Genomic DNA, 26,992 nt, shown 5'->3' with positions numbered 1-26,992 from the left:
AGTTCCCGGCCCGCCGCTCAGCGGCGCTCCAGGCGGAACAGCCGGATCTCCCGCTCCACCCGCCGCTGGTACGTGGCGTAGGGCGGCCAGAACGTCAGCGCCGCCGCCCAGGCATCCTCCCGCTCGCTCCCCGTGAGGAGCCGGGCCGTCACCGGGACGTCCGCCCCGCGCCAGTTGATCTCGGCGTCCGGATGCGCGAGCAGGTTCGCGGTCCAGGCGGGATGGCCTGCCCGCCCGAAGTTCGACCCGATCAGCAGCCAGGTCCCCCACTCCTCCTCGGGCATGCACGCGAGTGGAGTACGCCGCTCGATCCCGCTCTTCGCGCCGCGCACACTGAGGATCACCCCCGGCAGCATCTGCGCGCTGAGCAGCACCTTTCCGCGGGTGAGCCGGTGCACGGCGCGGTCGAGGGCGGGGATGACGTGCGGCGCGAGGCGGCCGAACGTCCGCGTCGAGGACACCTTCTGCACCAGCTTGACGCCCGGCGGTGCCATCAGACCGCCACCTCCAGGCCGGGCCCCGGCGCGAACAGCTCGGCGGCCTGCGCGGCCCGGTCCCGCAGCAGATGCACCGGGCCGAACAGCAGCTCGTCGCCGGTGGCCCGCTTCAGGTACAGGTGCGCGTCGTGCTCCCAGGTGAAGCCGATGCCGCCGTGCAGCTGCACGGCCTCCCCGGCCCCGGTCCGCAGCGCTTCCAGGGCCTGGGCGAGCGCGAGCCCGCCGACCGGCGCCTCGTCGTCGGTGCTCGCGGCCCACGCCGCGTAGTACGCGGCCGAGCGCGCCGCCTGCACCTGCACGTAGACGTCGGCGAGCCGGTGCTTCACCGCCTGAAAGGAGCCGACGGGCCGGCCGAACTGCTCGCGCTCCTTGACGTACTCGACGGTCCGTTCAAGGGCCCGGTCGGCGGCGCCGACGGCCTCGGCGGCGAGCAGCGTGGCGACGGTGTCCCCGACGGCGGCCAGCGCCCCGGTCACGTCGGCGTCCTCCTCGCCCAGCAACTCGGCCTCGACATCGCGGAGTTCGATGCGCGCCTGCGGCCGCGTCTCGTCCATCGCCGTCTGGCGTACGCGGACGATCCCGGGGGCGTCCGCGCGCACGAGGAACAGGAGCGTGCGGGAGCGCGCGAAGCCGCCGGTGTGCGCGGCGACGAGCAGCAGGCCCGCGCTGTGGCCGTCGAGCACCTGCTCGGCCTGCCCGTAGAGCCGCCAGCCGTTCTCCTGCCGGGCGGCCTGCACGCCGCCTGCCCGGCCGCCGCCCGCCCAGTCCCCGGCGTTGTCGGCGACGAGGCCGAGGGCGGTGGCCAGGCCCGTGCCCGGTACGGCGAGCGTCGCGGTCAGGGCGCCCTCGGCGATCCTCGGCAGCAGCGCGGAGCGCTGCGCCCCGGTGCCGAGGGCGGAGACCAGCGGGGCCGCGAGGCCGCTGGTGGCGAGCAGTGGCGTGGGCGCGAGGACCCGCCCCAACTCCTCGGCCGCGAGAGCGAGTTCCACGAAGGAGCCGCCCACGCCTCCGCACTCCTCCAGCAGCGCGAGCCCCGGAAGTCCGAGCTCCGCACTGAGAGTGCCCCACAGGGCGAGGTCATGGCCGACCGGGGTGCGGGTGGCGGCCTTGACGTCGTCCGGGGTGCAGCGCTTGGTGGCGAGTTCGCGCAGGGTACGACGGATCTCTTGCTGTTCCTCGGTGAACCTGGCGTCCATGTGGGCCCCTTTCTGACGGGGCGTCATGTTAGGACGGCGGCCACCGGAAGCCCAGAGGTGCGCACACTCCTACACACCCCCGTATCTGATGTACCGTCAGATTCATGACTGAAGCCGGTAGCAAGGTCGCCATCGCGGGCATCGCCCTCTCCGACTGCGGCCGCGTCGACGAAGCCACTCCCTACGCCCTGCACGCCCAGGCCGCCCGCCGGGCGCTCGCCGACGCGGGGCTCACCCCCGACGTCGTCGACGGCTTCGCGAGCGCGGGCCTCGGCACCCTCGCACCGGTCGAGGTCGCCGAGTACCTGGGGCTCAAACCTCGCTGGGTGGACTCCACTTCGGTCGGCGGCTCCACCTGGGAGGTGATGGCGGCGCACGCGGCGGACGCGATACGGGCGGGCCACGCGCGCGCCGTCCTGCTCGTCTACGGCTCCACGGCCCGCGCCGACATCAAGGCGAAGCGCCGCACCTCGAACCTGTCCTTCGGCGCGCGCGGCCCGCTCCAGTTCGAGGTCCCGTACGGCCACTCGCTGATCGCCAAGTACGCGATGGCGGCCCGCCGTCACATGCACGAGTACGGCACGACGCTCGACCAGCTGGCCCAGGTCGCCGTCCAGGCCCGCGCGAACGCCTCCCGGAACCCGGACGCCATGTTCCGCGACCCGATCACGGTCGACGAGGTCCTGGCCGGGCCGATGATCGCCGACCCGTTCACCAAACTGCACTGCTGCATCCGCTCGGACGGCGGCGCGGCGGTGCTGCTCGTGGCCGAGGACCTGGTGCGCGACTGCGCGAAGCCTCCGGTGTGGGTGCTGGGCGCGGGCGAGCACGTGTCGCACACGACGATGTCGGAGTGGGACGACTTCACGGTCTCACCGGCGGCGGTGAGCGGCCGTCTGGCCTTCGAGCGGGCAGGGGTGAGTCCGTCCGAGATCGACATCGCGGAGATCTACGACGCCTTCACGTACATGACGCTCGTGACCCTGGAGGACCTGGGCTTCTGCGCCAAGGGGGAGGGCGGCGCGTTCGTCGAGAAGGGCCGCCTCCTGCACGACGGCGAACTCCCCACGAACACCGACGGCGGCGGGCTGTCCGCCCAACACCCCGGCATGCGCGGCCTGTTCCTCCTGGTGGAGGCGGCGCGGCAGCTGCGCGGCGAGGCGGGGGGCCACCAGGTACGCCGCGCGGACGGCTCACTGCCACGGCTCGCGGTGGCCTCGGGCACGGGCGGCTGGTTCTGCTCAGCGGGGACGGTGGTGCTGGGGGCGGGGTGAGACGACCAGATCCAACCCCGCCGACGATTGAGGCGCGGGGCCGGGCAGAGCCCCGCGACGTAGGCCTGGATGGCCGGACGAGGCCTACTGCCGAGGCACCGATCCCCCCCTACCGTCGACCGCCATGGGCCGATCGCGGGCCTGGGGCCGATCTCGGCCGCATGGTGACACGCTGATCCACCACCCGCCCGGCACGCGACAATCGCCCCATGGAACCGGAATCCGACCGCCCCGACCTGGACGCCCTCCTGCGCTCCTTGCGCGTATGGGACACCGAGCTGCCCGCCTTCGACCCCGACGACACCCCCGCGGCACCCCTCCCCCTGTTCACCCGGTGGTTCGCCGCTGCCGTGGCGGCGGGCCAGCCCGAACCGCACACCCCCTCGCTCGCGACGACGGACACCGAGGGCCGCGCCGATGTCCGTACGGTGATGCTGCACGGCGCGGACGAGGCGCACGGCTGGCACTTCGCCTCGCACGCAGGCAGCGCGAAGGGCCGTCAGCTCGCCGCGCACCCGTATGCGGCGCTCGGCTTCTACTGGCCCGCGCAGGGCCGCCAGATCCGGGTCCGCGGCCCCGTCCGCACGGCCGGACCCGAGGCCGCCCACGCCGATCTGCACGCCCGCTCGACCGGCGCGCTCGCCTCCGCGCTCGTCGGCCACCAGAGCGAACCACTCGGCTCCTACGAGGAGTTGGAGCGCGCCTCGGACGCGGCGTGGGACCGCGCGCAACGCGAACCGGACGCCGCCGCCCCGTCCTGGACGGTCTACGAGCTGGCCCCGGACGAGGTGGAGTTCTTCCAGGGCGACGCACGCCGCCGCCACGTCCGCCTCAGATACCGGCACACGCCGGACGGCTGGGCCAAGGAACTGCTGTGGCCGTGAGTGCGCGGGCCTGCCGGGTCAGCCGGGCCTGCCGGGCCTGCCGGGTCAGCCGGGCAGTCGGATCCGCCGGGCCTGTCGTGCCTGTCGGCCACCGGATTTCGGCGCGCCCCACCGCCAGGCCTCAGGGCGCGGGCCTGAACACGGGCACGGCGAAGCCGCCCCCGCCCTCCCGGAAGTCGACCGTCAGCTCCATCCCCACCCGCAGGTCGGCCTCCGCGCACTCCACGATCTCCGTCATCATCCGCGGCCCCTCGGCGAGATCGACGACGACGGCGGTGTACGGGGTGCGGCCCCCGAAGGGCGGCAGGTCGTTGCGGTGCACGACGGACCACGTGTAGAGCGTGGCCCGGCCGCTCGCGTCCCGCCACCGCCCGTCCTCGCTCCAGCAGAACGGGCAGAACTCCCGCGGATAGTGGTGGTCCCGCCCGCAGTCCGCGCAGTGCCTGAGCAGCAGCCGCCCCCCGGCGGCCGCGTCCCAGTAGGGCCGCGTGAATGCATCGGGTTCGGGAACATCGAAACGTACGTCGGCGGAAGCAGCGCTCACGAGAACAGTCCGATCGCATGGTCGAGGGACCAGGCCTGCCAGGACATGGCGAACAGCGCGACGAGCGAGATCAGGCCCATCATCGCGTTCTGCCCCTGCTCGGCCCAGTCGTGGATCATCAACGTGAAGTAGAGGAGATTGAGCAGCAGCCCGCCGACCAGCGCGATCGGCGTCAGGAAGCCGAGGATCAGGCCGATCCCGAGGGCGAGTTCGGCGTACACCACGACGTACGCCATCGTCTTCGGCCGCGGTTTCACGACGACCTCGAAGCCGCTGCGCACCGCGTTCCACTTGTGCTTGCCGGCCACGTCGGCGGCCCACGCGATGCCGGTGCCGCGCTCGAACCAGCCCTTCTTGTCCTTGTGCCGCCAGCTCTCCAGCCACCACAGGCCGAGCCCGATGCGCAGCACGGCGAGCCACTCGGCGCCGCTGAGCCCTATCGCGTCCATGAAGTCCGGCCCCTCCTCCATTTTCTGACGATACGTCAGTTACTCGGGTAGGCCAGTTCAACGCATCCGGCACCGCCTCCGCAAGGGCCCCGCACACACCAACGACCGGCCGCCCCGACCCCGGCCCGTGATCAATTCGCAACCGGTTTCCGCCTTGACCGGTCCCGCTCAAACCGGCGCCGCAATACGCTCCGTGCATGGCCGACTCCCCCCACACACCGGCACGCAGCCACGAACGTCCGCCCGTGTACGTCGTCGGGGGCGGACCCGGCGGGCTCGCCGCGGCCGTCGGGCTCGAGGCGCACGGCGTACGGGCCGTCGTCCTGGAGAAGTCCGACCGCGTCGGCACCTCCTGGCGCGGCCATTACGACCGCCTCCACCTGCACACCACGCGCCGCCTCTCCGGGCTGCCCGGCCTGCCGATGCCGCGCCGCTTCGGCCGCTGGGTCGCCCGCGACGACGTCGTGCGCTACCTGGAGAAGTACGCCGAGCACCACGACCTGGAGGTCGTCACCGGCGTCGAGGTCACCCGTATCGAGCGGACCCCCGACGACTCGGGGTGGCTGCTGCGGGCGACCGGCGGCCGCGAGCTGACCTCGGCCGCCGTCGTCGTCGCCACCGGCTACAACCACACCCCCCACCTGCCGGACTGGCCCGGCACCGCCACGTACACCGGGAAGCTGCTGCACGCGGGCGAGTACCGCAACCCGGCCCCCTTCACCGGCCAGGACGTCCTCGTCGTCGGCGCGGGCAACACCGGCACCGAGATCGCCGTCGACCTGATCGAGGGCGGCGCCGACCGCGTCCGCATCGCCGTGCGCACCACCCCGCACATCGTGCGCCGCACCACGCTCGGCTGGCCCGCCCAGCGCACCGGCATCCTCTGCCGGCGCCTGCCGGTCGGCATGGTCGACCGGCTCGCCGCGCCGCTGGGCAGGGCGAGCGTGCCCGACCTGTCGGCGCAGGGCCTGCCCCGCCCCGATACCGGCCTCTACTCGCGGGCCCGCCAGGGCGCCATCCCGGTGCAGGACATCGGCTTCGTCGACGCCGTGCGGTCCGGGAAGGTCGAGCCCGTGGCCGCCGTCACGTCCTTCGACGCGGACACGGTGGTCCTCTCCGACGGCACCCGCCTCACCCCGGACGCGGTGATCGCGGCCACCGGCTACCGGCAGGGCCTGGAGGACCTCGTGGGCCATCTGGACGTCCTGGACCCGGCCACGGGGCGGCCCCGCCCCTCCTCCCCGAAGGCCCCCGGCCTCCACTTCACGGGCTACACCAACCCGATCTCCGGCATGCTCCGGGAACTGGCCCTGAATGCCGGCCGCATCGGCAAAGCGGTGGCCGCACAACTCCGCTCCTGACCCCCGGACCGCACGCCCCTCGGAACATTCGCTCCATCTCTTTGCCTGCAGCCCTGTTCCTGACACAGTGTCAGTTCAGTAATCTGACTATGCGTCAGTTCTTACTCGGGGGGACTTCGAGGCACTGCACAGGCAAGAGATGTCGCTGACACACAGGAGCGGGCGGACCGATGCTTGGATCGACGTACGGCACCCTGACCACCGACTCCCGCCGGGCCCGCGTGATCGCCTGCGGTGAGCAGCCCGGACCCGCCGTGCACGGGCGGGCCGGCACCGAAGACGTGGACGTCAGCGGGCTCCCGCTGCACTCCGACGTCCCCGATCTCGACCGGTTCTTCCGGCCCGAGTCCGTCGCCGTCGTCGGCGCGTCCGACGCGGAGGGCCGGCCCAACACGGGCATCACACGGCAGCTCATGAACTGGGCGGAGCGGGTCGGCGCGCGCCTGTATCCGGTGCACCCCACCCGCGAGACCGTCTTCGGCCTCCCCTGCTCCCCTTCCGTCGCCGAGCTGCCCGAGCAGGTCGACCTCGCCGTGCTGCTCGTCGCCGACCCGCTGCCCGTCATCGAGCAACTCGCGGACACCAAGGTGAAGTTCGCGGTCGCCTTCGCCTCCGGGTTCGCCGAGACGGGCGACGAAGGGGCCGCCGCGCAGACCCGCCTGTCCACCGCCGTGGAACGCTCCGGCATACGCCTGCTCGGCCCCAACACCAACCTCAACGCCTTCGAGCGCTTCCGCGACGACCTCGACGGTCCCGCCATCGCCCTCATCACCCAGTCCGGCCACCAGGGCCGCCCCGTCTTCTCCCTCCAGGAACTGGGCATCCGCCTCTCCCACTGGGCACCGACCGGCAACGAGGCCGACCTGGAGACCGCCGACTTCATCTCCTACTTCTCCCAGCGCCCCGAGGTCGGCGCCATCGCCTGCTACGTCGAGGGCCTCAAGGACGGCCGCTCCTTCCTGCTCGCCGCCGACCGGGCCGCGCGCGAGGGCGTGCCGGTCGTCGCCGTGAAGGTCGGCAGGACCGAGACCGGCGCGCGCACCGCGGCCTCGCACACGGGGAAGCTCACCGGCGCCGACACCGTCGTGGACGCCGCCATGCGGCAGTTCGGCGTCATCCGCGTCGACGGGCTCGACGAGCTCCAGGACACCTCCGCCCTGCTCGCCCGCGCCCGGCCGCCGCGGGCCGACGGCGTCGTCGTCTACTCGATCTCCGGCGGAACGGGCGCCCACTTCTCCGACCTGGCGACGGAGGCGGGCCTCCAACTCCCCACGCTCCCGCAGGAGAAGCAGGACGAACTCCACCAGTGGATACCCGACTACCTGAGCGTGGCGAACCCGGTCGACAACGGCGGCCACCCGGTCGGCGACTGGCGCGGCCGCAAGATCATCGACGCGATCCTGGCCGACCCCTCCGTCGGCGTACTGATCTGCCCGATCACCGGCCCCTTCCCGCCCATGAGCGACAAGCTGGCGCAGGACCTGGTGGACGCGGCGGAACAGACGGACAAGCTGGTGTGCGTGGTGTGGGGCTCGCCGGTCGGCACCGAGGAGGCCTACCGCACGACGCTCCTCGGCTCCTCGCGGGTGGCCACCTTCCGCACGTTCGCCAACTGCATCACGGCGGTCCGCGCCTACCTGGACCACCACCGCTTCACGGCCTCGTACGTCTCCCCGTTCGACGAGGCGCCGCGCACGCCCTCCCCGTCCTTCCGCAAGGCGCAGGCCCTGATGCGCCCGGGCCACCAGCTGAGCGAGCACGCGGCGAAGCAGCTGCTGCGGGCGTACGGAATCCGGGTGCCGCGCGAGCAGCTGGTGACGAGCGCCGCGGCGGCGGTGCGGGCCGCGTCCCTCGTCGGCTACCCGGTCGTCATGAAGGCGTCCGCGCCGCAGCTGGCCCACAAGTCCGAACTCGGCCTGGTCAAGGTCGAGTTGACGTCCGCCAGCCAGGTGCGGGACGCGTACCGCGAACTCACCGACATCGCCCGCTACGAAGGCATCGAGCTCGACGGCGTGCTCGTCTGCCAGATGGTCGAGCGGGGCGTCGAGATGGTCGTCGGCGTCACGCGCGACGAGCTGTTCGGCCCCACCGTCACCGTCGGCCTCGGCGGCGTCCTGGTGGAGGTCCTGCGGGACACGGCCGTGGCGGTACCCCCCTTCGGCGAGAGCCAGGCGCGGGCGGTCCTCGACCAACTCCGCGGGCGGCCCCTGCTCGACGGGGTCAGGGGGGCGCCGCCCGTCGACATCGACGCGCTGGTCGAGGTGATCCTGCGGGTGCAGCGCATGGCGCTCGAACTCGGCGACGACCTCGCGGAGCTGGACATCAACCCGCTGATGGTGCTGCCACGCGGCCAGGGCGCGGTCGCCCTCGACGCCCTCGCGGTGTGCCGCTGAACCGGCCGCCACCGACCCTCTCCCGAGACGGAGCTCTCCCATGACACACGCCTCCCCCGCAGAACCGGACCACCCCGAAGACCCGGAAAAGTCCCTGGACTCATTGGTACTGCACGCCACTGACAACGGCGTCTCGTGGATCACCCTCAACCGGCCGGAAGCCATGAACGCCGTCACCTGGGACCAGCGCGAACGCGTCATCGCGCTGCTCGCCGAGGCCTCCGCGGACCCGGGCGTACGGGCCGTGGTGATCACCGCGACGGGCAAGGGCTTCTGCGCGGGCGCGGATCTGCGGGGCGGGAGCCCGGACTCCGGGGAACGGGTCGTGGGGGACGTCGCCCGGATGATCCGCCTCGGCGCGCAACGGCTGATCGCCGCCGTCCAGGACTGCGAGAAGCCGGTGCTCGCGGCGGTCAACGGGACGGCCGCCGGCATCGGGGCCCACCTCGCGCTCGCCTGCGACCTGGTCCTGGCCGCCGAGTCGGCGCGCTTCATCGAGGTGTTCGCCCGCCGCGGCCTCGTCCCGGACGGCGGCGGCGCCTACCTCCTCCCCCGCCTGATCGGCCCGCAACGCGCCAAGGAACTCATGTTCTTCGGCGACGCACTGCCCGCCACCGACGCGGAACGCCTCGGCCTGGTCAACCGGGTCGTCCCGGACGACCAGTTGGCCAAAACGGCCCGCGACTGGTCGGAACGCCTCGCGTCGGGCCCGACGCGCGCGCTTGCGCTGACCAAGTCCCTGATCAACGCCTCCCTGGACTCGGACCGCACCACAGCCTTCGCGGCAGAGGCCACAGCCCAGGAGCTGAACATGTCCACGCACGACGCGAACGAGGGCGTAGCGAGCTTCGTGGAACGCCGGAGGCCAGAGTTCCGGGGCCGCTGAGGCCGCTGAGCGCGTGACTGTGGCGGGAAATGACGGCTGGGCCGTCATTTCCCGCCACAGTGCGGTGCGGTCGCGCTAAAGGGCGCGCGGCTTCGGGGGCGGGCCGAAGGGCTGGGTCTTGGCGAGTTCGGGGCCGTCGTCGGCGATGAAGGTGCCCAGGCCGCGCTCCATGCGCACGAGCCCGGCATCACGGAGTGCGTACAGGGACTTCTGGCCGGTACTCGTGGCCACGTCGAACTCTGCCGCAACATCCGCCACCGAGGGGAAGCGCTGCCCCAGCTTGTACTCGCCGGTCGCGATTCGATGCGCCAGGATTACGGCGATCTGGCGCCAGACGATACGGGTGCGGTCAATCTCGAAGTCCACAGACTGACCGTATCTGTTCAGAACTATTCGAGCATCTGCGGTAAAGCGACAATAACGGAAACAAGCGCCGTTAACCGCAGCGAGGTGCGTAGAGTGCGGAAAGCGCAGACCCCGGCAGGCCTGGCAGGGCCCCCGGGGCACGGTCAACGCTGTATAGGAGCGCCGACATGCTGGACCTTATCGTTCGAATGCTGACCTGGGTGCTGAGTCTCTGTACCCCACCACCCCCAGGCCGCCACCGCCTCGTCGTCCTCACGCCCGCCGTTCCGGCGCCGCCGCCCCGCCACACCGAACCGCTCGACGCCGCGGCGCACAGTCTCGTACGCCCCTACGTCCTGACGCCCGAGGAACACCGCCGCCAACGCGAACGTCGCCGGGCCCTCTACCTCGCCACATTGGGCATCGACACCGGCCCCCGCCACATCCACGGCGTCCGCGTCCCGGTGGCGGGAGGTGCGCGATGAGCGAGACGGCACCCGCACGACTTCTGCCCTGGCCGAGCGAGAACGGGCGCTCCGCCTACCTGGTGACCGACAACCCGGACGGTTACCTATCGCGGTTGGCGGACCGGATCGAGCACGAGCAACTGGTGGACGCGCGTGAGGTGTTGGCGTTGTCCCGCGACTTGCTGGTGGACGTAGATGTGGCGGCGATCGAACTACTTTTCATCGCACGCCGGTTGACCGAATCCCTGACGCAGACCCTGCGCATCGCCGACTCCCGAGGCGCCCGCCTCACCCCGCCACCCCCGCCCTGAACGTCCTCCGGTACGCCGTAGGTGTCACCCCCACCGATGCGTGGAAGTGCTGGCGGAGGGACTGGGCCGTGCCGAAGCCGGACTGGTGGGCGATGTCGTCCATGGAGGACGGGGACGTTTCCAGCAAGTGGCGGGCCCGCTCGACGCGTTGGGTCGTCAGCCACTGACCGGGGCTCGCGCCGACCTCCTCGCGGAAGCGGCGCGTGAACGTGCGGACGGAGAGGGCCTCGCGGGCCGCCAGGTCACGGAGCTGGATGGGCTCGCCCAGATGTTCCAGGGCCCACGCGCGGGCGCGCGCGGTGGACGCCAACCGGGGCTCGGGCAGCGGACGTTCGATGTACTGGGCCTGGCCGCCGTCCCGGTGTGGCGGCACCACCGTACGACGGGCCACGTCGTTGGCCACCGCCGACCCGTGGTCGCGCCGCACCAGGTGCAAGCACAGGTCGATTCCCGCCGCGACGCCCGCCGATGACAGCACGTCGCCGTCGTCGATGAACAGGACGTTCGGGTCGACCTTGATGTGCGGGAAGAGTTCCTGGAAGTGGTCGGCGTCCGCCCAGTGCGTGGTCGCGGGCCGGCCTTCCAGGATTCCCGCCGCGGCGAGGACGTAGCTGCCGGTGCAGATGGACACCATGCGCGTACCGGGGCGGATCCAGGCGAGGGCTGCCTCCAACTCCGGTGTCAGGATTCCCTCTTCGTACACCCGGCCCATCTCGTGCGACGCCGGGACGATCACCGTGTCCGCCGACCCCAGCACCTCCGGGCCGTGCTCGACGTGGATCGCGTAGTCGGCGTCCGTCTGTACGCGGCCCGGCTCACGGACCGCGCAGGTCACCACCTCGTACAGCCGCTCCCCCGCGGCGTCACGGGCGCGGCCGAAGATGCGCTGGGGGATGCCGAACTCGAACGGGATGAGGCCGTCGAGCGCGAGCACCGCGACGCGGTGCGGGGTGTGCCGTTCACTGCGGGAGGCCATGGCCCGATCCTAGCGAAGGATGGCATTCGGGCCACTCGTTCCGCGGGAGGAGATCCCCGAAGCTGCTCGTGTGACCGAGACGCAGACGCAGACGCAGCCCCAGCCGCAGCCGGACGCGCAGCCCGGCACCCGCCCGAGACGCCCCCCGCACCGCGCCTGGGCCGTCGCCGCCGTCACCTTCGTGACGATCGTCGGCGCCGCCGCCTTCGCCTCCCTGCCGGGGCTGCTCATCGAACCGCTGCACGACCCCGACACCGGTTTCGGCTGGTCGCGCGGCACCATCAGCTTCGCCGTGTCCGTGAATCTCGCGCTGTACGGGATCACCGCCCCGTTCGCCGCCGCCCTCATGGACCGGTTCGGGATCCGGAAGGTCGTGGCGGTGGCGCTGAGCGTCATCGCAGGTGGCTCGCTGCTCACCGTGTGGATGACCGCCGCCTGGCAATTGGTTCTGTTCTGGGGCGTGTTGGTCGGCCTCGGCAGCGGATCGATGGCGCTCGCCTTCGCCGCCACCGTCACCAACCGCTGGTTCGTCGCCCGGCGCGGGCTTGTGACCGGCGTACTGACCGCGGCCGGAGCCTCGGGGCAGCTGGTGTTCCTGCCGCTGCTGTCATGGGTCGTGGACCGGCACGGCTGGCGGCCCGCCGCCGTCACCGTCGCGCTGTCGGCGCTCGCCGTCGTCCCGCTGGTGTGGCTGCTGCTGCGCGACCATCCCGCCGACGTGGGCGTCGAACCGTACGGTGCAAAGGAGTTCGTGCCGAAGCCCGCACCCGTACGGGGAGCGGGGAAGCGTGCCGTGACCGTCCTCGTGAAGGCCGCCCGCACCGGGCCGTTCTGGCTGCTCGCCGGCACCTTCGCGATCTGCGGCGCCTCCACGAACGGCCTGGTCAAGACGCACTTCGTGCCCGCGGCCCACGATCACCACATGCCCATCACCACGGCCGCGTCACTGCTCGCCGTCATCGGCGTCTTCGATGTCGTCGGGACGGTCGCGTCGGGCTGGTTCACCGACCGGATCGAGGCGCGCCGACTGCTCGCCGTGTACTACGCGCTGCGCGGCGTATCGCTGCTGTTCCTCCCCATGCTCCTGGCACCCGACGTACGCCCGCCGATGCTGTTCTTCATCGTCTTCTACGGGCTCGACTGGGTCGCCACCGTGCCACCGACCATCGCCCTGTGCCGTGAGCACTACGGCGAGGACAGCGCGATCGTGTTCGGCTGGGTGCTCGCCTCGCACCAGGTGGGGGCCGCGGTCGTGGCCTTCCTGGGCGGTGTGGCGCGGGACGTCTTCGGGTCGTACGACGTGGTCTGGTACGCCTCGGGCGCGCTGTGCGCGGCGGCGGCGCTGATGTCGCTGATCATCCGGCGCGGGCGGGCGGATGCCCCGCTCGCCGCGTCCTCAGTCGCGTAGACCGGAGAACGCGCCCCGGTGGAACACCAGCGGCCCCGCCCCGTTCCCCTCCGCGCCCAGCGCCGTCACCCGGCCGACCACGATGAGGTGGTCGCCGCCCGTGTGCACCGCGTGGATCACGCAGTCGATCCACGCGGCCACCCCGTCGATGCGCGGCGCCCCCGACACGGGCGCCGCGTCGTACCGCACGCCCGCGAACTTGTCCGCCCCGCTCACCGCGAAGCCCCGGCACAGCTCGCCCTGGTCGTTCGCGAGCACGTTCACGCAGAACGACCCCGCGCGCGCGATCCGCGGCCAGGTCGTCGACGTGCGCGCCACCATGAACGCCACCAGCGGCGGATCGAGGGACAGGGACGCGAAGGACTGGCAGGCGAACCCGGCCGGGCCCGTCTCCGGGTCGTCCGCCGTCACCACGGTCACGCCGCTCGCGAACTCGCCTAGCACGCGCCGGAATTCGGCCGGGTCGACGGGCGCCCGCTCGTCGTCTCCGACCGCCCTCAGATCGGGGCGCGGCAGCACGTCCAGGGGAGGCGGCTCCGCCGTGGGAGCACCGACGGACCTGAGGTAGCGGACGACGGTGGCCGCCATCCCTGCGTGTCCCATCATGCACACCATTGAAACTGACGGTTCGTCAGATTGGAAGGGGTGCGTCCCGGCGAGGGCGCCGCACCCCCGACCTCAGAAGGTGAGCACTCCCCGCGCCACCTTCCCCGCCTCCGCGTCCGCGACCGCCGACGCGAACTCCTCGACGGGGTACGTCCGGGTGACCAGCTCGTCGAGCAGCAGGCGGCCCTGCGCGTACAGGTCCGCGTACAGCCTGATGTCGCGCTGCGGGCGCGAGGAGCCGTAGCGGCAGCCGAGCACCGACTTGTCGAGGAACAGCTCGGCCGGCACGAAGGACGCCTCGGCCTTCGCCGCCGGCATCCCGAGGATCACCGCCTGACCGTGCCGGTCGAGGAGGTCGATCGCGGCGCGGATCAGCTCGACGCGTCCCACGCACTCGAAGACGTGGTCGGCGCCGTCCGGCAGCAGTTCCCGCACGGCCCCCACGTCGCTCACGAAGTCGGTCGCGCCGAACTGCCGCGCCACCTCCTCCTTCGCCGGGTTCGTGTCGACCGCGACGATCCGCAGCGCGCCCGCGACCCGCGCGCCTTGGAGGACATTGAGCCCCACCCCGCCCGTTCCGATCACGACGACCGAGTCGCCCCGGTCGACCCGCGCCCGGTTGAGGACCGCACCGACCCCCGTGAGCACCCCGCAGCCGATCAGCGCGGCCGAGGTCAGCGGGATCTCCTTCGGGATCTTCACGGCCTGCACGGCCTTCACCACGGTCCGCTCGGCGAACGCCGAGTTCGAGGCGAACTGGAAGAGGTCCTTGCCGCCGCGCGAGAACGGCTTCTGCGGCATGCCGATCGCCTTGCGGCACATCGTCGGCCGGCCCCGGTCGCACTCCGCGCAGGCCCCGCAGTTGGCGAGCGTGGACAGCGACACGTGATCGCCGGGCACGACATGGGTGACACCCGCGCCCACCGCCTCCACCACGCCCGCGCCCTCGTGCCCGAGGACCACCGGGCGCGGGAACGGGATCGTGCCGTCGATCACCGACAGGTCGCTGTGGCACAGGCCCGCCGCGGCGACGCCGACGAGCACCTCACCCGGGCCCGGGTCGCGTATCTCCAAGTCGTCGACGACGACGGCCTCTTGGCCGTCGAACACAACACCCCTCACGTGGCCTCCCTGGGCAGGCCGAGCACCCGCTCGGCGATGATGGTGCGCTGGATCTCGTCCGAGCCGCCGTAGATCGTGTCGGCCCGGCTGAAGAGGAACAGCCGTTGCTGTTCGTCGAGTTCGTAGGGAGCGTCGGGCGTCCAGTCCGCGGGGCCTACGGCCGCCTCCGCGCCGCGCACCCGCAGGGCCAGTTCGCCGAGCCGCTGGTGCCAGCCGCCCCACAGCAGCTTGGCGACGCTCGGCGCGCCCGCGTCGGGCGCGCCGCCGAGGGTGCGCAGCGCGTTCCACCGCATCGTGCGCAGCTCGGCCCACAGGCAGACGATCCCGGCCCGTACGAGCGGGTCGTCGAGCGCGCCGTTGGCGATGGCTGTCCGGACGACCGCGCGCAGCTCCTCGACGAAGCCGACCTGCTGGGCCAGCGTGGACACGCCGCGCTCGAAGGCGAGCAGGCCCATGGCGACCTTCCAGCCCTCGCCCTCGCCGCCGACGATCTCCTCGGCGACGGCGCCGTCGAAGAACACCTCGTTGAACTCGCTCGTCCCGGTGAGCTGCCGGATCGGCCGTACCTCGATGTGCTCCGGCTGGTCCATGGGGACCAGGAGGAAGGAGATGCCCTTGTGACGGCGCTCGCGGCCCGCGTCCGGGTCGGTGCGGGCGAGGACGAAGCACCAGTCGGCCTCGTGCGCGAGCGACGTCCACACCTTCTGACCGGTCACCCGCCAACGGCCGTCCTTGTCGCGCGCCGCCGACGTGCGCAGCGACGCGAGGTCGGAGCCCGCCCCCGGCTCGCTGTAGCCCTGGCACCACAGTTCCTCGCCGCGCGCGATCGGCGGCAGGAAGCGGCGCTGCTGCTCCTCGGTGCCGTACGCGAGGAGGGTGGGGGCGAGGAGGTTCTCGCCGATGTGGCCGTAGCGGCCCGGCGCCCGCACGCGCGCGTACTCCTCCGCCCAGACGACCTGCTGGGTGAGCGTGGCGACCCGGTTGCCGAAGCCCTCCCGGCCCCAGCCGATGCCGATCCAGCCGCCCGTGCCCAGCTCCCGCTCCCAGGCGCGCCGTTCGGCGCCGCCCTCGTGCTCACTGCCCGGGCCGCCGCGCCCGACGGCAGCCGTGAACCGCTCGTCCAGATGTTTCTCGAGCCACTCCCGGACCTCGCCCCTGAATGACTCGTCCGTCTTGTCGAAGCCGAACTCCACGCCCCGCCACCCCCGTTACTGGTTGGGCCGTTCCTTGGCGGCCGCCGCCCGCGCCATCTCCTGGAGCTGTTCGAGCATCGGCATGGGGTCGGTGCCGACCGTCCCCGGCAGGAAGTCCGCGATCTTCTCCGGCGTCCACGGCCCGCCGTCCGCGTACCCGGCGCGCAGCTCGCGCGGCTGCGCCCACACGGCGATCTTCGGCCCGGCCACCGTGTAGACCTGCCCGGTGATCTTCTCCTCGCGGGCCCGCTCGCTGAGCAGATAGACGACGAAGGCCGCGACGTCCTCCGGCTCCCCGATCTCCTTCAGCTCCATCGGCACGTTCGCCGACATCCGGGTACGGGCCACGGGCGCGACGGCGTTCGCGGTCACGCCGTACTTGTTGAGGCCGAGGGCCGCGCTGCGCACGAGCGAGATGATGCCGCCCTTGGCGGAGCTGTAGTTGGCCTGCGCCACGGAGCCCTGGTGGTTTCCGCTGGTGAAGCCGATGAGCGTGCCCGTCTTCTGCTTGCGCATGACGGCGGAGGCCGCGCGGAAGACGGTGAAGGTGCCCTTGAGGTGGGTCTGGACGACCGGGTCCCACTCGTCCTCGGACATGTTGAACAGCATCCGCTCGCGCAGGATCCCGGCGACGCACACCACCCCGTCGATCCGCCCGTACTCGTTCACGGCCGTGTCGACGATCCGCCGGCCGCCGGCCATGGTGGACACGTCGTCGGCCACGGCGACGGCGGTGCCGCCCGCCGCCTCGATCTCCTTGACGACGCCGAGCGCCACGTCCGACGTGGGCTCACCGCCCTCTATGGACACCCCGTAGTCGTTGACGACGACCTTCGCGCCCTCGGCGGCGCACGCGAGCGCCACCGCCCTGCCGATGCCTCGCCCCGCTCCCGTGACGGCGACGACCTTGCCTGCCAAGAAGTTCCCCATGCCCGGCCCCTTCCCGCGGTTTCTGACGACCCGTTAGATTTCAAGTCCGGTCGGATTCTACGACCCGTCAGATACCGGAACACAAGACCCGGGAGGACCCGATGCCCCTGCCCGCCGAGTTCCACGACATCGCCAAACGCGTGAACAACTGGGGGCGTTGGGGGGAGGCCGACGAGATCGGCACCCTGAATCTCGTCACCGACGACGTCGTGCGCGAGGCAGCCGCCGAGGTCCGCACGGGCCGCCGCGTCCCCCTCGCACTGCCCCTCAAGGAGGACGGCGTGCAGTCGGGTCTTATCCCCGGCCGCATCAACCCGTTCCACACGATGGTGCAGATCAACCAGGAGATCTTCGGCCCGGAAACCGTCGCCACCAGCGACGACGCGGTGACGATGGGCCTACAGGCGGCCACCCACTGGGACGCCCTCACCCATGTCTCGCACTCCGGCAGGCTCTACAACGGCCGCCCCGCCGACACCATCACGGCGCACCACGGCGCCCAGTTCAGCGGCATCGACAAGGCGCCGTACATCGTCTCGCGCGGCGTGCTGCTCGACGTGGCGGCGGCGAAAGGGCTCGACCGGCTGCCCGGGGACCACGCCGTCACCCCGGAAGACCTCGACGAGGCGGCCGAGTTCGGCCGGGTGACGGTCCGGGCCGGCGACATCGTGCTCGTACGCACCGGGCAGATCCAGGTGTACCTCGCGGGCGACAAGCACGGCTATGGCTACCCGTCACCCGGTCTTTCGGTGCGTACGCCCGAGTGGTTCCACGCGCGGGACGTGGCGGCCGTCGCCAACGACACCCTGACCTTCGAGATCTTCCCGCCGGAGATCGAGAACCTGTGGCTGCCCGTGCACGCGCTCGACCTCGTCGAGATGGGGATGCTCCAGGGCCAGAACTGGAATCTGGAATCCCTGTCCACAGCCTGTGGAGAAGTCGGACGCCACTCGTTCCTGCTGTCGGCGATGCCGGAACCCTTCAAGGGCGGCACGGGGACGCCGGTGGCCCCGGTCGCCGTCTTCTGAACCGGCACAGGAAGCGGCGCGGGCCCCGCCGGGACCCGCGCCGCTCCACGCCCGCTCACACCGCTTCGAACGTCACACCCTGGAACGCGCCGGCCGTCGCCGCCGCACACTGGTCGATCTCGCACCAGATGGCCTTGCCCGTCCCCTCGGGGCGCCAGCCCCAGCGGTCCGCCAGCCCGTCGACGAGTTCGAGCCCCCGCCCGTTCGTCTCCTCGCCGTCCGCGTGCCGCGGCGACGGCGGCCGCTCGCAGGTGTCGGCGACCTCCACGCGGACGGTGCCCAGGCGCGCCGCGGGGACATCGCTGGGGAGCGCGATGCGCAGCACGGCGGGATGCCCGGTGTGCACCACGGCGTTGGTGACCAGCTCCGAGACGATCAGGATCAGCGTCTCGGCCAAGGACTCGTCGGCCTCTATGCCCGAACCGGCGAGACGCGAGCGCGCCCACCTGCGGGCCCGCCCCACCTCCGCGGGGTCGGCCTCGACCTCCAGTTGAACCTGAAGCACCTGCACCGCTCACACCATCCGAATCCGGCGGGACCCCTGGAGTACTGCCTCGCGCCACTTGCCGTGCTGACCAGTGAGAGGGATCACGGAACGTGAACCCCTTGAGACACAGCATGGTTGACGTTCAGTCACCTCAACAAGCGCTTCGGGCATATTCCAGCGCGAAGGAGTACGCGTGCGGCATACTGTGCGACGCGTCCCGCCGGGGCTCGAACAGACGGGCGCGAAAACCCGCCCTGCGCTGCGAACGGCGGGCATCCAGGGATCCGGAGCCGCCTCGGAGGCAACACCGGCGACGTCGCTCGGCTTCAGCACCACTCGCATCTGCCACAAGGTACCGGAGCCGGACGCCGACTCCGTGCCGTGACGAGCCTCGCGCAGGACACAACCCGATAACCACGCACGGTCACTGTGCGTGCACCCTTGCTCAGGCCCTCCGCTCAGACAGCCGCGCGTTCGCTTTCCGGACGCGCGGCCGCCTTCGCACGGGGGTCACAGCGCGGCCGCGAGCACCTTTTCCGCACCCCTCGCACTGCCGCCCAACTCGGCCCGCACCCACGCCCGCTTCAGATGCAGATGTACGTCGGCCTCCCAGGTGAAGCCCATGCCGCCGTGCACCTGGAGGCAGTCACGGGCGCCCTGTACGGCGGCCTCGTCGGCGAGCAGTTCCGCCGCCGCGACCTCGACGGGATCGGCCGTGACGGCCGCCGCGTACACGGCGGCGCGGGCCACCTCCACCCGAACGAGCATCTCGGCGCAGAGGTGCTTCACCGCCTGGAACGAGCCGATCGGCTGCCCGAACTGCTCGCGCTCCCGGGCGTGTTGGACCGCCATGTCGAGGGTGCGGCCGGCCGAGCCGAGCTGTTCGGCGGCGTACAGGAGGGTCGCCTCCAGCGGGACGGGGGCCGGCTCGGGGAGGGCGTGCAGGGGGGTGAGCGGGTCCGCCGAGGCGATCGGGCGGGCCGTGGACACCTCCCCGCGCACCACGTCCGCGCCGTCCCGCCACGGCAGCAGGGACCCGTACGGCGCGGTCACCACCGCCTCGCCGCTTGCGGCGCCCGGCACCTCACCCGCCGCGAGGAAGGTGGCCACCAGCGGGCCCGGCACAAGGGCCCGCCCCACCTCCTCGAACACGACCACCGCGTCCGGCAGGCCGAGCCCGACCCCGCCCTCGGACTCCGGCAGGCACAGCGCGAAGAGTCCCGCCCCGCCCAGCTCGCGCCAGAGCCCCCGGTCGATCCCCGGCGCGTCCACGGCGGCCCGCAGCGCGTCCCGCCCGAACCGCCCGGCGAGCAGCTCGCGGGTGCCCTCGCGCAACGCCCGTTGCTCCTCCGTCAGTTGGAAGTGCACGCCTACCGTCCCCCCTTCGAAGACTTGGGCAGCCCGAGGATCCGCTCGGCGACGATGTTCCGCTGGATCTGCGAGGTGCCCGCGGCGATCGTGTACGACAGGGAGGAGAGCCGGTCGAGCGTCCACTCCTGGTCGGTGTCGAGGGCACCTGCGCCGCCGAGGACCTTGGCCGCGGTGTCGTAGAGCTGCTGCCGGGCGTGCGAGTAGCGCAGCTTGAAGACCGAGCCGCCGACGCCCGGCACGCCGCCGCTCGCCTGCGCCTCGCTCACATTCCACTGGGTGAGCCGCCACAGGGCGCTGAACTCGGCGGACAGCAGCGCGAGTTCGCGGCGGAGCACGGCGTCCTCCCAGCGTCCCGTCTTCTTCGCGTGGGCGGCCAGCTCGCCGAGGACCCGGCGGCAGGCGACGACCTCGCCGACGAACGCGGTGCCGCGCTCGAAGGACAGGGTCACCATGGTCACGCGCCAGCCGTCGTTCTCCTCGCCGACCCGGTTGCCGACCGGCACCCGCACGTCGTCGAGGAACATCTCGGCGAACTCGGTCGACCCGGCGAGCGTGCGCAGCGGGCGCACCGTGATCCCGGGGGCGTCCATCGGCATGGCGAGCCAGGTGATGCCCTTGTGCTTGGGGGCGTCCCCGTCGGTGCGCACGAGCAGTTCGCACCAGTCGGCGACCTCGGCGTGCGAGGTCCAGATCTTCGAGCCGCTGATCACGTACTCGTCGCCCTCGCGCCTTGCCTTGGTCCGCAGCGCCGCCAGGTCGGACCCGGCGTCCGGTTCGCTGAACCCCTGGCACCACACCTCGTCCCCGCACAGGATCGGCGCGAGCCAGCGGTCCCGTTGCCCGGGGCTGCCCTCGGCGGCGATGGTCGGCCCGGCGTGCAGCAGCCCGACGAAGTTCGCGCCCACATAAGGCGCGCCCGCCTTCTCCGTCTCCTCCAGGAAGATCAGCCGCTTGGTCGGCGAGGCGTCCCAGTGCACGTCCCCGTACCCGGCGTCGTACAGGCGCCGCTGCCAGCCCGTGTCGTACGCGCGTCTGCCCGGCCAGTCGCCGGGCGAGGGTTTCGGCGGCAGCGTGGGCAGCACGCCGCCCAGCCACTCCCGAAGCCGCGCCCGGAACCCCTCTTCTTCGTCCGTGTACGTGAGGTCCATGCCGCAGGCCCTACTTGCGGTCCTTGTCGAGGTCCAGATCGAGCATGCGGATGGCGTTGCCGCGCATCAGCTTGTAGATCGTCTCGTCGTCGAGGCCCTTCACGTGGTCGAGCGCGACCTCCTTGGTGTTCGGGAAGGTCGAGTCGACGTGCGGATAGTCCGTCTCGAACGTCGCGTTGTCCCGGCCGACGGTGTCGAGGGAGGCCACCCCGTGCTTGTCGCGGAAGAAGCAGCAGAAGATCTGCCGGTAGTAGTACGTGGACGGCGGCTCGGGGATCAGGTCCCGGACGCCGCCCCAGGCGCGGTGCTCCTCCCACACGTCGTCCGCGCGCTCCAGCGCGTACGGAATCCACCCCATCTGCCCCTCGCTGTAGGCGAGCTTGAGCCGTGGGAACTTCACGAGGACGCCGCTGAACAGGAAGTCCATCATCGAGGCCATCGCGTTGTTGAAGCTGAGCGAGGCCTGCACGGCGGGCGGCGCGTCCGGGGACGCGGCCGGCATCTGCGAGCTGGAGCCGATGTGCATGTTGACGACCGTCCCGGTCTCCTGGCACACCGCGAAGAACGGGTCCCAGTAGCCGGAGTGGATGGACGGCAGACCCAGGTGGGTGGGGATCTCGGAGAACGTCACGGCCTTGACGCCGCGCGCGGCGTTGCGTCGGATCTCCGCGACGGCCAGCTCGACGTCCCACAGCGGGATGATGCACAGCGGGATCAACCGGCCGCCGCTGTCCCCGCACCACTCCTCGACCATCCAGTCGTTGTAGGCGCGCACGCAGGCGAGCGCGACCTCCTTGTCGTGCGCCTCGGCGAAGGTCTGTCCACAGAAGCGCGGGAAGGTCGGGAAGCAGAGCGAGGCCTCGACGTGATTGAGGTCCATGTCGGCGAGCCGCGCCTTCGGATCCCAGCACCCGCGCCGCATCTCGGCCCGCGTTATCCCCTCCAGGGTCATGTCGTCGCGGTCGAAGCCGACGGCGGCGATGTTGCGCTTGTACGGGAACTTGAGGTCCTCGTAGATCCACCAGTCCGTCGGCGGCCCCGCCGGATCCATCGTGATCTGGTACTTGCCCGCCACGTAGGCGAGTTCGCCGATTCCCTCGGTCAGTGGCTTGGGCCCCTTGTCCCGGTACTTGGCCGGCAGCCAGGTCTCGAAGAGATGGGGCGGTTCGATCACATGGTCGTCGACGCTGACGATGCGCGGCAGTTCCGTCATGAGTGTTCAGCCCCTCGCCGTATCTGATGACCCGTCAGAAAGCAGGCTAGCCCCGCACCTCTGGACCGACAAGGAGCGCGGACTTACGCTCTCGGTCAGATCTGACAACCCGTCAGGTGACGGCACCGGCCGTGAAGGGGTATGGAGATGACCGACACCGCACACGCCCTGGGCGCCTCCCGCACGCTCTGGGAGCTGGTCGAGCGCCGCGCCGCACTCACCCCCGACCACCCGGTGCTGCTCCAGGGCGAACGCACCCTGACCTTCGGTGAATTGCGCGACCGCGGCGAGCGCGTGGCGGCGGGCCTGTACGACCTGGGCATCCGCCCCGGCACCGTGGTCGCCTGGCAGCTCCCCACCCGCATCGAGACGGCCCTGCTCTCCTTCGCGCTCGCCCGCATCGGGGCGGTGCAGTCGCCGATCATCCCCTTCTACCGGGACCGCGAAGTCGGCTTCGCGCTACGGGAGTCGAAGGCCGACTTCTTCGCGACGCCCGGCGTCTGGCGCGGCTTCGACCACACCGACATGGCGCGGCGGCTCGGCGCGCGCGGCATCTTCGAGGCGTACGAGAACCTGCCGGAGGGCGACCCGGCCGTCCTGCCCCCGCCGCCCGCCTCCGGCACGGGCGTCCGCTGGATCTACTGGACCTCGGGCACGACCTCCGACCCCAAGGGCGTGCTGCACACGGACCGTTCCCTCATCGCGGGCGGCTCCTGCCTGGCCCACGCGCTGCACCTGTCCGCGTCCGACGTCGGCTCGATGGCCTTCCCGTTCGCGCACATAGCGGGCCCCGACTACACGGTGATGCTGCTCCTGTACGGCTTCCCGGCGGCGATGTTCGAGCACTTCGCGATGCCGGACTCGCTGGACGAGTACCGCAGGCACGGGGTGACGGTAGCGGGCGGGTCCACGGCCTTCTACTCGATGTTCCTGACCGAACAGCGCAAGCAGCCGGACGAGAAGCTGATCCCGACGCTGCGCCTCCTCGCGGGCGGCGGGGCCCCGAAACCGCCCGAGGTCTACCACTCGGTCGTCCGCGAGATGGACGTCCAGCTCACCCACGGCTACGGCATGACCGAGGTGCCGATGATCACGATGGGGGCGCCGGACGACACCGCGGACAAGCTGGCGACGACGGAGGGCCGCCCGCCCGAGGGCATGGAGATCCGCGTCGTCGACGCCGACGGCAAGCAGGTGCCGCCGGGCGTCGACGGCGACGTACGGCTGCGCGGCGAGGCCGTCTGCCAGGGCTATTTGGACCCGCGCCAGACCGCGGACGCCTTCGACGCGGACGGCTTCCTGATCACCGGCGACCTGGGCCACGTCCTGCCCGAGGGCCATCTGGTCCTCACCGGCCGCGCCAAGGACGTCATCATCCGCAAGGGCGAGAACATCTCCGCGAAGGAGATCGAGGACCTGCTGCACGAACACCCCGCGGTCCAGGACGCGGCGGTGATCGGCCTGCCGGACGCGGAGCGCGGGGAGCGGGTGTGCGCGGTGCTCGAACTGCGGCCGGGACAGGCCCCGTTGACCTTGACCACCCTCACGGCATACCTGCGCGACCAGGGCCTGTCCACCTTCAAACTGCCGGAACAACTGGAGATCCTGGACGCGTTGCCGCGCAACGAAACGCTCCGCAAGGTCCTGAAGTACAAACTCCGGGACCGCTTCACACATTCAAGCCCCGCCGGCGATTGAGGCGCCATTCAAGCCCCCGCGCCTCAATCGCCGGCGGGGCTAAAACGGCTACTCCGGGACGGTGAAGTACCGGGCGAACGCCCGGACCGCCACATCCTCCGAGATCCGGCCGGAGGCACCCGCATCGAGCGCCGCCGCCGCCCCCCGCGCCTCCCCGGGCTCCACCCCAAGAACACCCAACACCCGCACCGCGGTGTCCACATCGACCCCGGACTCATCGGCCCCGGCCACCGCGAGAGCGCCCCGCAGGAACGGACGGGCGATCTCGGCGAACCGGTCCGGGTTGTCCCGCAGCCGCTTCACGGCCCCGGTCACGAACTCCTCGCGGGTCACCCGCTGGTCCCCGTCGACGTCCGCGATCCCCGCCATGCCCTGCCAGAACGCCTCGGCCCCGGCGAACAGCGACTGGCCCTGCCCGGAGCGCGCCGTGACGCCGAACTCGGCGAGCAGCGCCTTCGCGGCGACGTAGAAGTCCTCGCGGTCGATGTATCCGTTGCCGTCCTGGTCGAAGCCGGCGAACCGGGCCGCGATCCTCCGCTCGTCCATGCTCATGGGCCGCCTCTCGGGTCGTTGGGTGTTACGCAACGGAGCGTACGACGGTCCCGTGCGCGCACGCCCCGAACTGCGGCGATTGTGTCAAGGCCGGTGAAAATCCGGTACAAGCCGTTACGCCGACATGGGGGCGGCGTCCTCGTCCACCGCCGAGGCGACGTCCGGGTAGACGTCGAAGAGGCGGCGCACGCCGAGGGCGCCGAGCACACGGTTCACGTGGGAGCCGTCGACCGCGCCCTGGGCCGGCAGGATCAGTCGCAGACGGCCCTGGCAGGAGCGCATGAGCCGACGCGACGCGATCAGCACACCGACCCCGCTGGAATCACAGAACAGCACGTCGGAAAGGTCGAGGACCACACTGCGGCGGCCGTCCGCCACCGCCTCGTGCACCTGCTGGCGCAGCGCCGGGGACGTCACCAGGTCCATCTCGCCCGACACGCACACGACGGCCCAGTCGCCCTGCCCTGACTCGGTCACCTTGAGCGCCACGCGCCACGCCTCTCGTTCGGGAATATCGACGATCCGGAATCTGTCCCTACGTTTCTTCTGCGCGGCTGCCCTGCCGCACCGGGATGAAACACTCCCGCAGACCTATCACATATGGCCTGGTTAAGCCCTGGCCGGTCACATGTGAACCAAATCGCTCAGCGCGTTTCGGGCGGCGGATGGTCTTTACCACCTTCTGCTCCCCCGGGGCGCACAATGCGGCAAAGGGGCGTGCGCTGTCGGCGCCGACAGTTACATTCGAGTACAAGGCAAAGAAGTTCGGGCAGTCGGTGAGGGGGCCCCATGCCCAAGGACACCCCGTCCCGCTGGGACCGCAGGATGCAACAGCGCCTGGCCCACGGGGAGGCGGCGGCGCTCGGCGAGCTCTACGACCGGTTCGCCTCCCTGGTGCACGGCCTGGCGCACCGCGTGCTCGACGACGAGACGGCGGCCGACCAGATCACCCGTGACGTGTTCACACAGATCTGGGAGAATCCGGAGTCCTACGATCCGAAGCAGGGCCCGCTGCGCTCGTTCATCGCCACCCTCACCCACCGGCACGCGGTGCAGCGCCTGCGCCAGACCGAGTCCGCCGCGCTCGTGCGCACCGGGCTCGGCACCACCGAGGACCTGGAGCGCAAGGTGCGTCACGCCTCCGCAGCGGCCCGCGCCGACTACATCGTGACGTCCATGCCCGCCCCGCTGCGCGACGCGCTCAACCTCGCGTACTTCCAGCGCCGTGACTACCGCCAGACCGCCGCCGATCTCGGCGTCACCGAGGACGAGGCCCGCCGCAGGCTCCGCCTCGGCCTGCAACTCCTGTCGACGGCCCACAACACGGGTACGCCTCCCGGCCGCGACTACGGGAGGCCGGCGTGAGCGCGGCGAACGGACCGGACCGGTTCGACCCCTACGAGGAGGAGCCCGAAGGGACCGAGGGGGCCGGCCCGGCGGACCGGCCGTGGATACCGACGCCCCGCGCCTCCGTCGAGGACACCGGCCGCCCGCTCCCCGATCTGACCGCGGCCGAACCGCCCGTCCTGGAGCACCGCGTCCTCAAGTCACTGCTGGGCGCCTGGGCGCTGGCCGCCTGCTCCCCCGCGGAGGCGGCCGCCGTCGACGTCCACCTGGGCGGCTGCGGCACCTGCGCCGAGGAGGCGCTGCGGCTGCGCGACGCGGTCGGCCTGCTGCACGCGGAGGAGAGCCTCGACCTCGACCCGATGCTGCGCTCCCGCGTCCTGGAGGGCTGCCTCACCCGGCGCCCCGCCCGCATCCCCGTCCCCGGCTGGGCCACCCCGTACGACGCGGAGACCGCCCGGCTCGACGCGCTGCTCCAGGACATCGGCGACGGCGAATGGCACGCGCCGGTGCGGCTGCGCTGGTACGAGGGTGCGGAGCAGGTCGGCAAGAAGACCACGGTGGCCGGGGTGATCGCCCACCTGACCAGCGTCGACGGCCTGGTCGCCCGCGCCCTCGGCCTGGAGGACCCCACGCCGCAGCTGCTCGATCCGACCGCGCGCACCAAGGCGTACTGGAAGGCGTCCTACTTCCCGCCCACGCGCGCGGTGCGGGCGCCCTGGCGCGAGCAGTCGCACTCCGTGATCCGCACGGTGTCCTTCGCGGGTTCGGACACGGGCGGCTCCGGGGGCTCGGGACAACTCCCGGTCTCGTACGGCAACTTCGAGCTCGCGCTGCGCGACGCGATGATCGACCGGGCCTTCGAGTGCTGGATCCACGCCGGTGACATCGCGGACGCGGTCGACTATCCCTACGAGGCCCCGGCGCCGCGCCACCTCAACCGGATGATCGACCTCGCCGCCCGGCTGCTCCCCGAGTCCCTGGCCGCGCGCCGCCGGAGCGGTCTCGCGGCCCCCGCCAAGGAACTCGTCGGGGCGGGGCGTCCCGGCCGCAGCCTGCGCCTGGAGGTCGAGGGAGCGGGCGGCGGCGAGTGGCTGATCGCCCTCGACTCCCCCGCGGCGACGGGTTCCGACGAGCGGGAGGTGGCCCATGTCGCCCTGGACGGCGTCGAGTTCTGCCGCCTCGCCGCGGGCCATGTCCTCCCGGAGGAAGCGGCGGCGGGCCAGGTCGGCGACCGCGAGGCCATCCGCGACGTCCTGTCCGCGACGGCCGGCCTGAGCCGCTTGTAATCCGGCCTCTGTTCCGGCTC

Annotated in this window: 28 protein-coding genes; 12 read left to right on the top strand and 16 right to left on the bottom strand. The window is 71.8% G+C overall.

The annotated features are described in order from the left end of the window. Positions 1-17: 17 nt before the first annotated feature. Positions 18-494 carry a nitroreductase family deazaflavin-dependent oxidoreductase gene (locus tag ACIA8D_RS32755; RefSeq protein WP_399237815.1) on the bottom strand — a complete coding sequence of 159 codons (477 nt, stop codon included), beginning with the start codon at positions 492-494 and terminating at the stop codon, positions 18-20. After that, entirely contained in the window at positions 494-1,693 is a 1,200-nt protein-coding gene (locus ACIA8D_RS32750; protein WP_399237814.1) for an acyl-CoA dehydrogenase family protein, read from the bottom strand. The genes ACIA8D_RS32755 and ACIA8D_RS32750 overlap by 1 nt, the downstream gene beginning before the upstream one ends. 104 nt (positions 1,694-1,797) lie before the next feature. Between ACIA8D_RS32750 and ACIA8D_RS32745 the strand changes: the two genes are divergently transcribed. After that, positions 1,798-2,967, top strand: coding sequence for a thiolase C-terminal domain-containing protein (locus ACIA8D_RS32745; RefSeq protein ID WP_399237813.1), 1,170 nt, complete (start codon positions 1,798-1,800; stop codon positions 2,965-2,967). Positions 2,968-3,176: 209 nt separating this feature from the next. Next, positions 3,177-3,851, top strand: a complete 675-nt coding sequence (locus tag ACIA8D_RS32740; protein WP_399237812.1) for a pyridoxal 5'-phosphate synthase — start codon at positions 3,177-3,179, stop codon at positions 3,849-3,851. A 121-nt stretch (positions 3,852-3,972) separates the two neighbouring features. Here ACIA8D_RS32740 and ACIA8D_RS32735 read toward each other — a convergent pair whose 3' ends face one another. Next, positions 3,973-4,395: a Zn-ribbon domain-containing OB-fold protein gene (locus ACIA8D_RS32735; protein WP_399237811.1), complete on the bottom strand. Its 423-nt coding sequence runs from the start codon at positions 4,393-4,395 to the stop codon at positions 3,973-3,975. Further along, positions 4,392-4,844: a DoxX family membrane protein gene (locus tag ACIA8D_RS32730; RefSeq protein ID WP_326023783.1), complete on the bottom strand. Its 453-nt coding sequence runs from the start codon at positions 4,842-4,844 to the stop codon at positions 4,392-4,394. Before ACIA8D_RS32730 ends, ACIA8D_RS32735 begins: the two co-directional genes overlap by 4 nt. 197 nt (positions 4,845-5,041) lie before the next feature. On the opposite strand from ACIA8D_RS32730, the gene ACIA8D_RS32725 reads away from it, so the two are divergent. The 3 genes from ACIA8D_RS32725 (at position 5,042) to ACIA8D_RS32715 (ending at position 9,484) form a co-directional block, all read left to right on the top strand. Beyond that, positions 5,042-6,205: a flavin-containing monooxygenase gene (locus ACIA8D_RS32725; RefSeq protein ID WP_399237810.1), complete on the top strand. Its 1,164-nt coding sequence runs from the start codon at positions 5,042-5,044 to the stop codon at positions 6,203-6,205. 170 nt (positions 6,206-6,375) lie between these two features. Beyond that, positions 6,376-8,598, top strand: a complete 2,223-nt coding sequence (locus tag ACIA8D_RS32720) for an acetate--CoA ligase family protein (protein WP_399237809.1) — start codon at positions 6,376-6,378, stop codon at positions 8,596-8,598. 40 nt (positions 8,599-8,638) lie between these two features. After that, positions 8,639-9,484, top strand: coding sequence for an enoyl-CoA hydratase/isomerase family protein (locus ACIA8D_RS32715; RefSeq protein WP_399237808.1), 846 nt, complete (start codon positions 8,639-8,641; stop codon positions 9,482-9,484). A 75-nt stretch (positions 9,485-9,559) separates the two neighbouring features. Here the strand turns inward: ACIA8D_RS32715 and ACIA8D_RS32710 are convergent, their stop codons facing one another. Further along, the gene (locus ACIA8D_RS32710) at positions 9,560-9,850 is read right to left on the bottom strand and encodes a GntR family transcriptional regulator (protein ID WP_399237807.1); all 291 of its coding nucleotides are present in this window, start codon (positions 9,848-9,850) and stop codon (positions 9,560-9,562) included. A 167-nt stretch (positions 9,851-10,017) separates the two neighbouring features. Here ACIA8D_RS32710 and ACIA8D_RS32705 point away from each other — a divergent pair, with 167 nt between their 5' ends. After that, positions 10,018-10,314, top strand: coding sequence for a hypothetical protein (locus tag ACIA8D_RS32705; protein ID WP_399237806.1), 297 nt, complete (start codon positions 10,018-10,020; stop codon positions 10,312-10,314). Then, positions 10,311-10,607, top strand: coding sequence for a hypothetical protein (locus ACIA8D_RS32700; RefSeq protein WP_399237805.1), 297 nt, complete (start codon positions 10,311-10,313; stop codon positions 10,605-10,607). Before ACIA8D_RS32705 ends, ACIA8D_RS32700 begins: the two co-directional genes overlap by 4 nt. Here ACIA8D_RS32700 and ACIA8D_RS32695 read toward each other — a convergent pair. Beyond that, on the bottom strand, positions 10,585-11,583 hold the full coding sequence (locus ACIA8D_RS32695) for a GlxA family transcriptional regulator (RefSeq protein ID WP_399237804.1): 999 nt from the start codon (positions 11,581-11,583) through the stop codon (positions 10,585-10,587). The genes ACIA8D_RS32700 and ACIA8D_RS32695 overlap by 23 nt on opposite strands. 19 nt (positions 11,584-11,602) lie before the next feature. Here ACIA8D_RS32695 and ACIA8D_RS32690 point away from each other — a divergent pair, with 19 nt between their 5' ends. Continuing rightward, a complete protein-coding gene (locus tag ACIA8D_RS32690) occupies positions 11,603-12,991 on the top strand; it encodes an MFS transporter (protein WP_399237803.1) in 1,389 nt (462 codons plus the stop codon). On the opposite strand, the gene ACIA8D_RS32685 is transcribed toward ACIA8D_RS32690, so the two are convergent. The 4 genes from ACIA8D_RS32685 to ACIA8D_RS32670 all read right to left on the bottom strand — a co-directional run bounded on the left by ACIA8D_RS32685 (position 12,980) and on the right by ACIA8D_RS32670 (position 16,842). Continuing rightward, positions 12,980-13,597, bottom strand: coding sequence for a flavin reductase family protein (locus ACIA8D_RS32685; RefSeq protein ID WP_399237802.1), 618 nt, complete (start codon positions 13,595-13,597; stop codon positions 12,980-12,982). The genes ACIA8D_RS32690 and ACIA8D_RS32685 overlap by 12 nt on opposite strands. Positions 13,598-13,669: 72 nt before the next feature. Further along, positions 13,670-14,719: a Zn-dependent alcohol dehydrogenase gene (locus tag ACIA8D_RS32680; RefSeq protein WP_399237801.1), complete on the bottom strand. Its 1,050-nt coding sequence runs from the start codon at positions 14,717-14,719 to the stop codon at positions 13,670-13,672. Beyond that, entirely contained in the window at positions 14,716-15,912 is a 1,197-nt protein-coding gene (locus ACIA8D_RS32675; RefSeq protein WP_399237800.1) for an acyl-CoA dehydrogenase family protein, read from the bottom strand. Before ACIA8D_RS32675 ends, ACIA8D_RS32680 begins: the two co-directional genes overlap by 4 nt. A 15-nt stretch (positions 15,913-15,927) precedes the next feature. Next, positions 15,928-16,842, bottom strand: coding sequence for an SDR family oxidoreductase (locus tag ACIA8D_RS32670; RefSeq protein WP_399237799.1), 915 nt, complete (start codon positions 16,840-16,842; stop codon positions 15,928-15,930). A 101-nt stretch (positions 16,843-16,943) separates the two neighbouring features. On the opposite strand from ACIA8D_RS32670, the gene ACIA8D_RS32665 reads away from it, so the two are divergent. Beyond that, positions 16,944-17,870 (top strand): cyclase family protein, encoded by a 927-nt coding sequence (locus ACIA8D_RS32665; RefSeq protein WP_399237798.1) that lies wholly within the window; start codon positions 16,944-16,946, stop codon positions 17,868-17,870. Between the two features lie 55 nt (positions 17,871-17,925). Here ACIA8D_RS32665 and ACIA8D_RS32660 read toward each other — a convergent pair whose 3' ends face one another. The 4 genes from ACIA8D_RS32660 to ACIA8D_RS32645 all read right to left on the bottom strand — a co-directional run bounded on the left by ACIA8D_RS32660 (position 17,926) and on the right by ACIA8D_RS32645 (position 22,089). Next, positions 17,926-18,381 carry an ATP-binding protein gene (locus tag ACIA8D_RS32660; protein WP_399237797.1) on the bottom strand — a complete coding sequence of 152 codons (456 nt, stop codon included), beginning with the start codon at positions 18,379-18,381 and terminating at the stop codon, positions 17,926-17,928. A gap of 486 nt (positions 18,382-18,867) precedes the next feature. After that, entirely contained in the window at positions 18,868-19,725 is an 858-nt protein-coding gene (locus tag ACIA8D_RS32655; protein WP_399237795.1) for an acyl-CoA dehydrogenase family protein, read from the bottom strand. Between the two features lie 2 nt (positions 19,726-19,727). Continuing rightward, positions 19,728-20,876 carry an acyl-CoA dehydrogenase family protein gene (locus ACIA8D_RS32650; RefSeq protein ID WP_399237794.1) on the bottom strand — a complete coding sequence of 383 codons (1,149 nt, stop codon included), beginning with the start codon at positions 20,874-20,876 and terminating at the stop codon, positions 19,728-19,730. A 10-nt stretch (positions 20,877-20,886) separates the two neighbouring features. Next, positions 20,887-22,089, bottom strand: a complete 1,203-nt coding sequence (locus ACIA8D_RS32645; protein WP_399237793.1) for an amidohydrolase family protein — start codon at positions 22,087-22,089, stop codon at positions 20,887-20,889. A 147-nt stretch (positions 22,090-22,236) separates the two neighbouring features. Here ACIA8D_RS32645 and ACIA8D_RS32640 point away from each other — a divergent pair, with 147 nt between their 5' ends. Next, positions 22,237-23,787, top strand: a complete 1,551-nt coding sequence (locus ACIA8D_RS32640) for a class I adenylate-forming enzyme family protein (protein ID WP_399237792.1) — start codon at positions 22,237-22,239, stop codon at positions 23,785-23,787. Positions 23,788-23,835: 48 nt separating this feature from the next. Here ACIA8D_RS32640 and ACIA8D_RS32635 read toward each other — a convergent pair whose 3' ends face one another. Continuing rightward, a complete protein-coding gene (locus ACIA8D_RS32635; protein ID WP_399237864.1) occupies positions 23,836-24,333 on the bottom strand; it encodes an EF-hand domain-containing protein in 498 nt (165 codons plus the stop codon). Between the two features lie 120 nt (positions 24,334-24,453). Then, positions 24,454-24,828, bottom strand: coding sequence for an STAS domain-containing protein (locus ACIA8D_RS32630; protein WP_399237791.1), 375 nt, complete (start codon positions 24,826-24,828; stop codon positions 24,454-24,456). A 300-nt stretch (positions 24,829-25,128) separates the two neighbouring features. Between ACIA8D_RS32630 and ACIA8D_RS32625 the strand changes: the two genes are divergently transcribed. Together ACIA8D_RS32625 and ACIA8D_RS32620 are read left to right on the top strand one after the other, a co-directional pair. Continuing rightward, positions 25,129-25,704, top strand: a complete 576-nt coding sequence (locus ACIA8D_RS32625) for a sigma-70 family RNA polymerase sigma factor (protein ID WP_399237790.1) — start codon at positions 25,129-25,131, stop codon at positions 25,702-25,704. Beyond that, positions 25,701-26,972, top strand: coding sequence for a zf-HC2 domain-containing protein (locus ACIA8D_RS32620; protein WP_399237789.1), 1,272 nt, complete (start codon positions 25,701-25,703; stop codon positions 26,970-26,972). Before ACIA8D_RS32625 ends, ACIA8D_RS32620 begins: the two co-directional genes overlap by 4 nt. Positions 26,973-26,992: the final 20 nt, after the last annotated feature.

Source organism: Streptomyces sp. NPDC051684 (assembly GCF_044453445.1).
GTDB lineage: Bacteria > Actinomycetota > Actinomycetes > Streptomycetales > Streptomycetaceae > Streptomyces.
The sequence above is the reverse complement of the archived record's forward strand: the minus strand, read 5'-3'. Positions and strand labels throughout refer to the sequence as shown.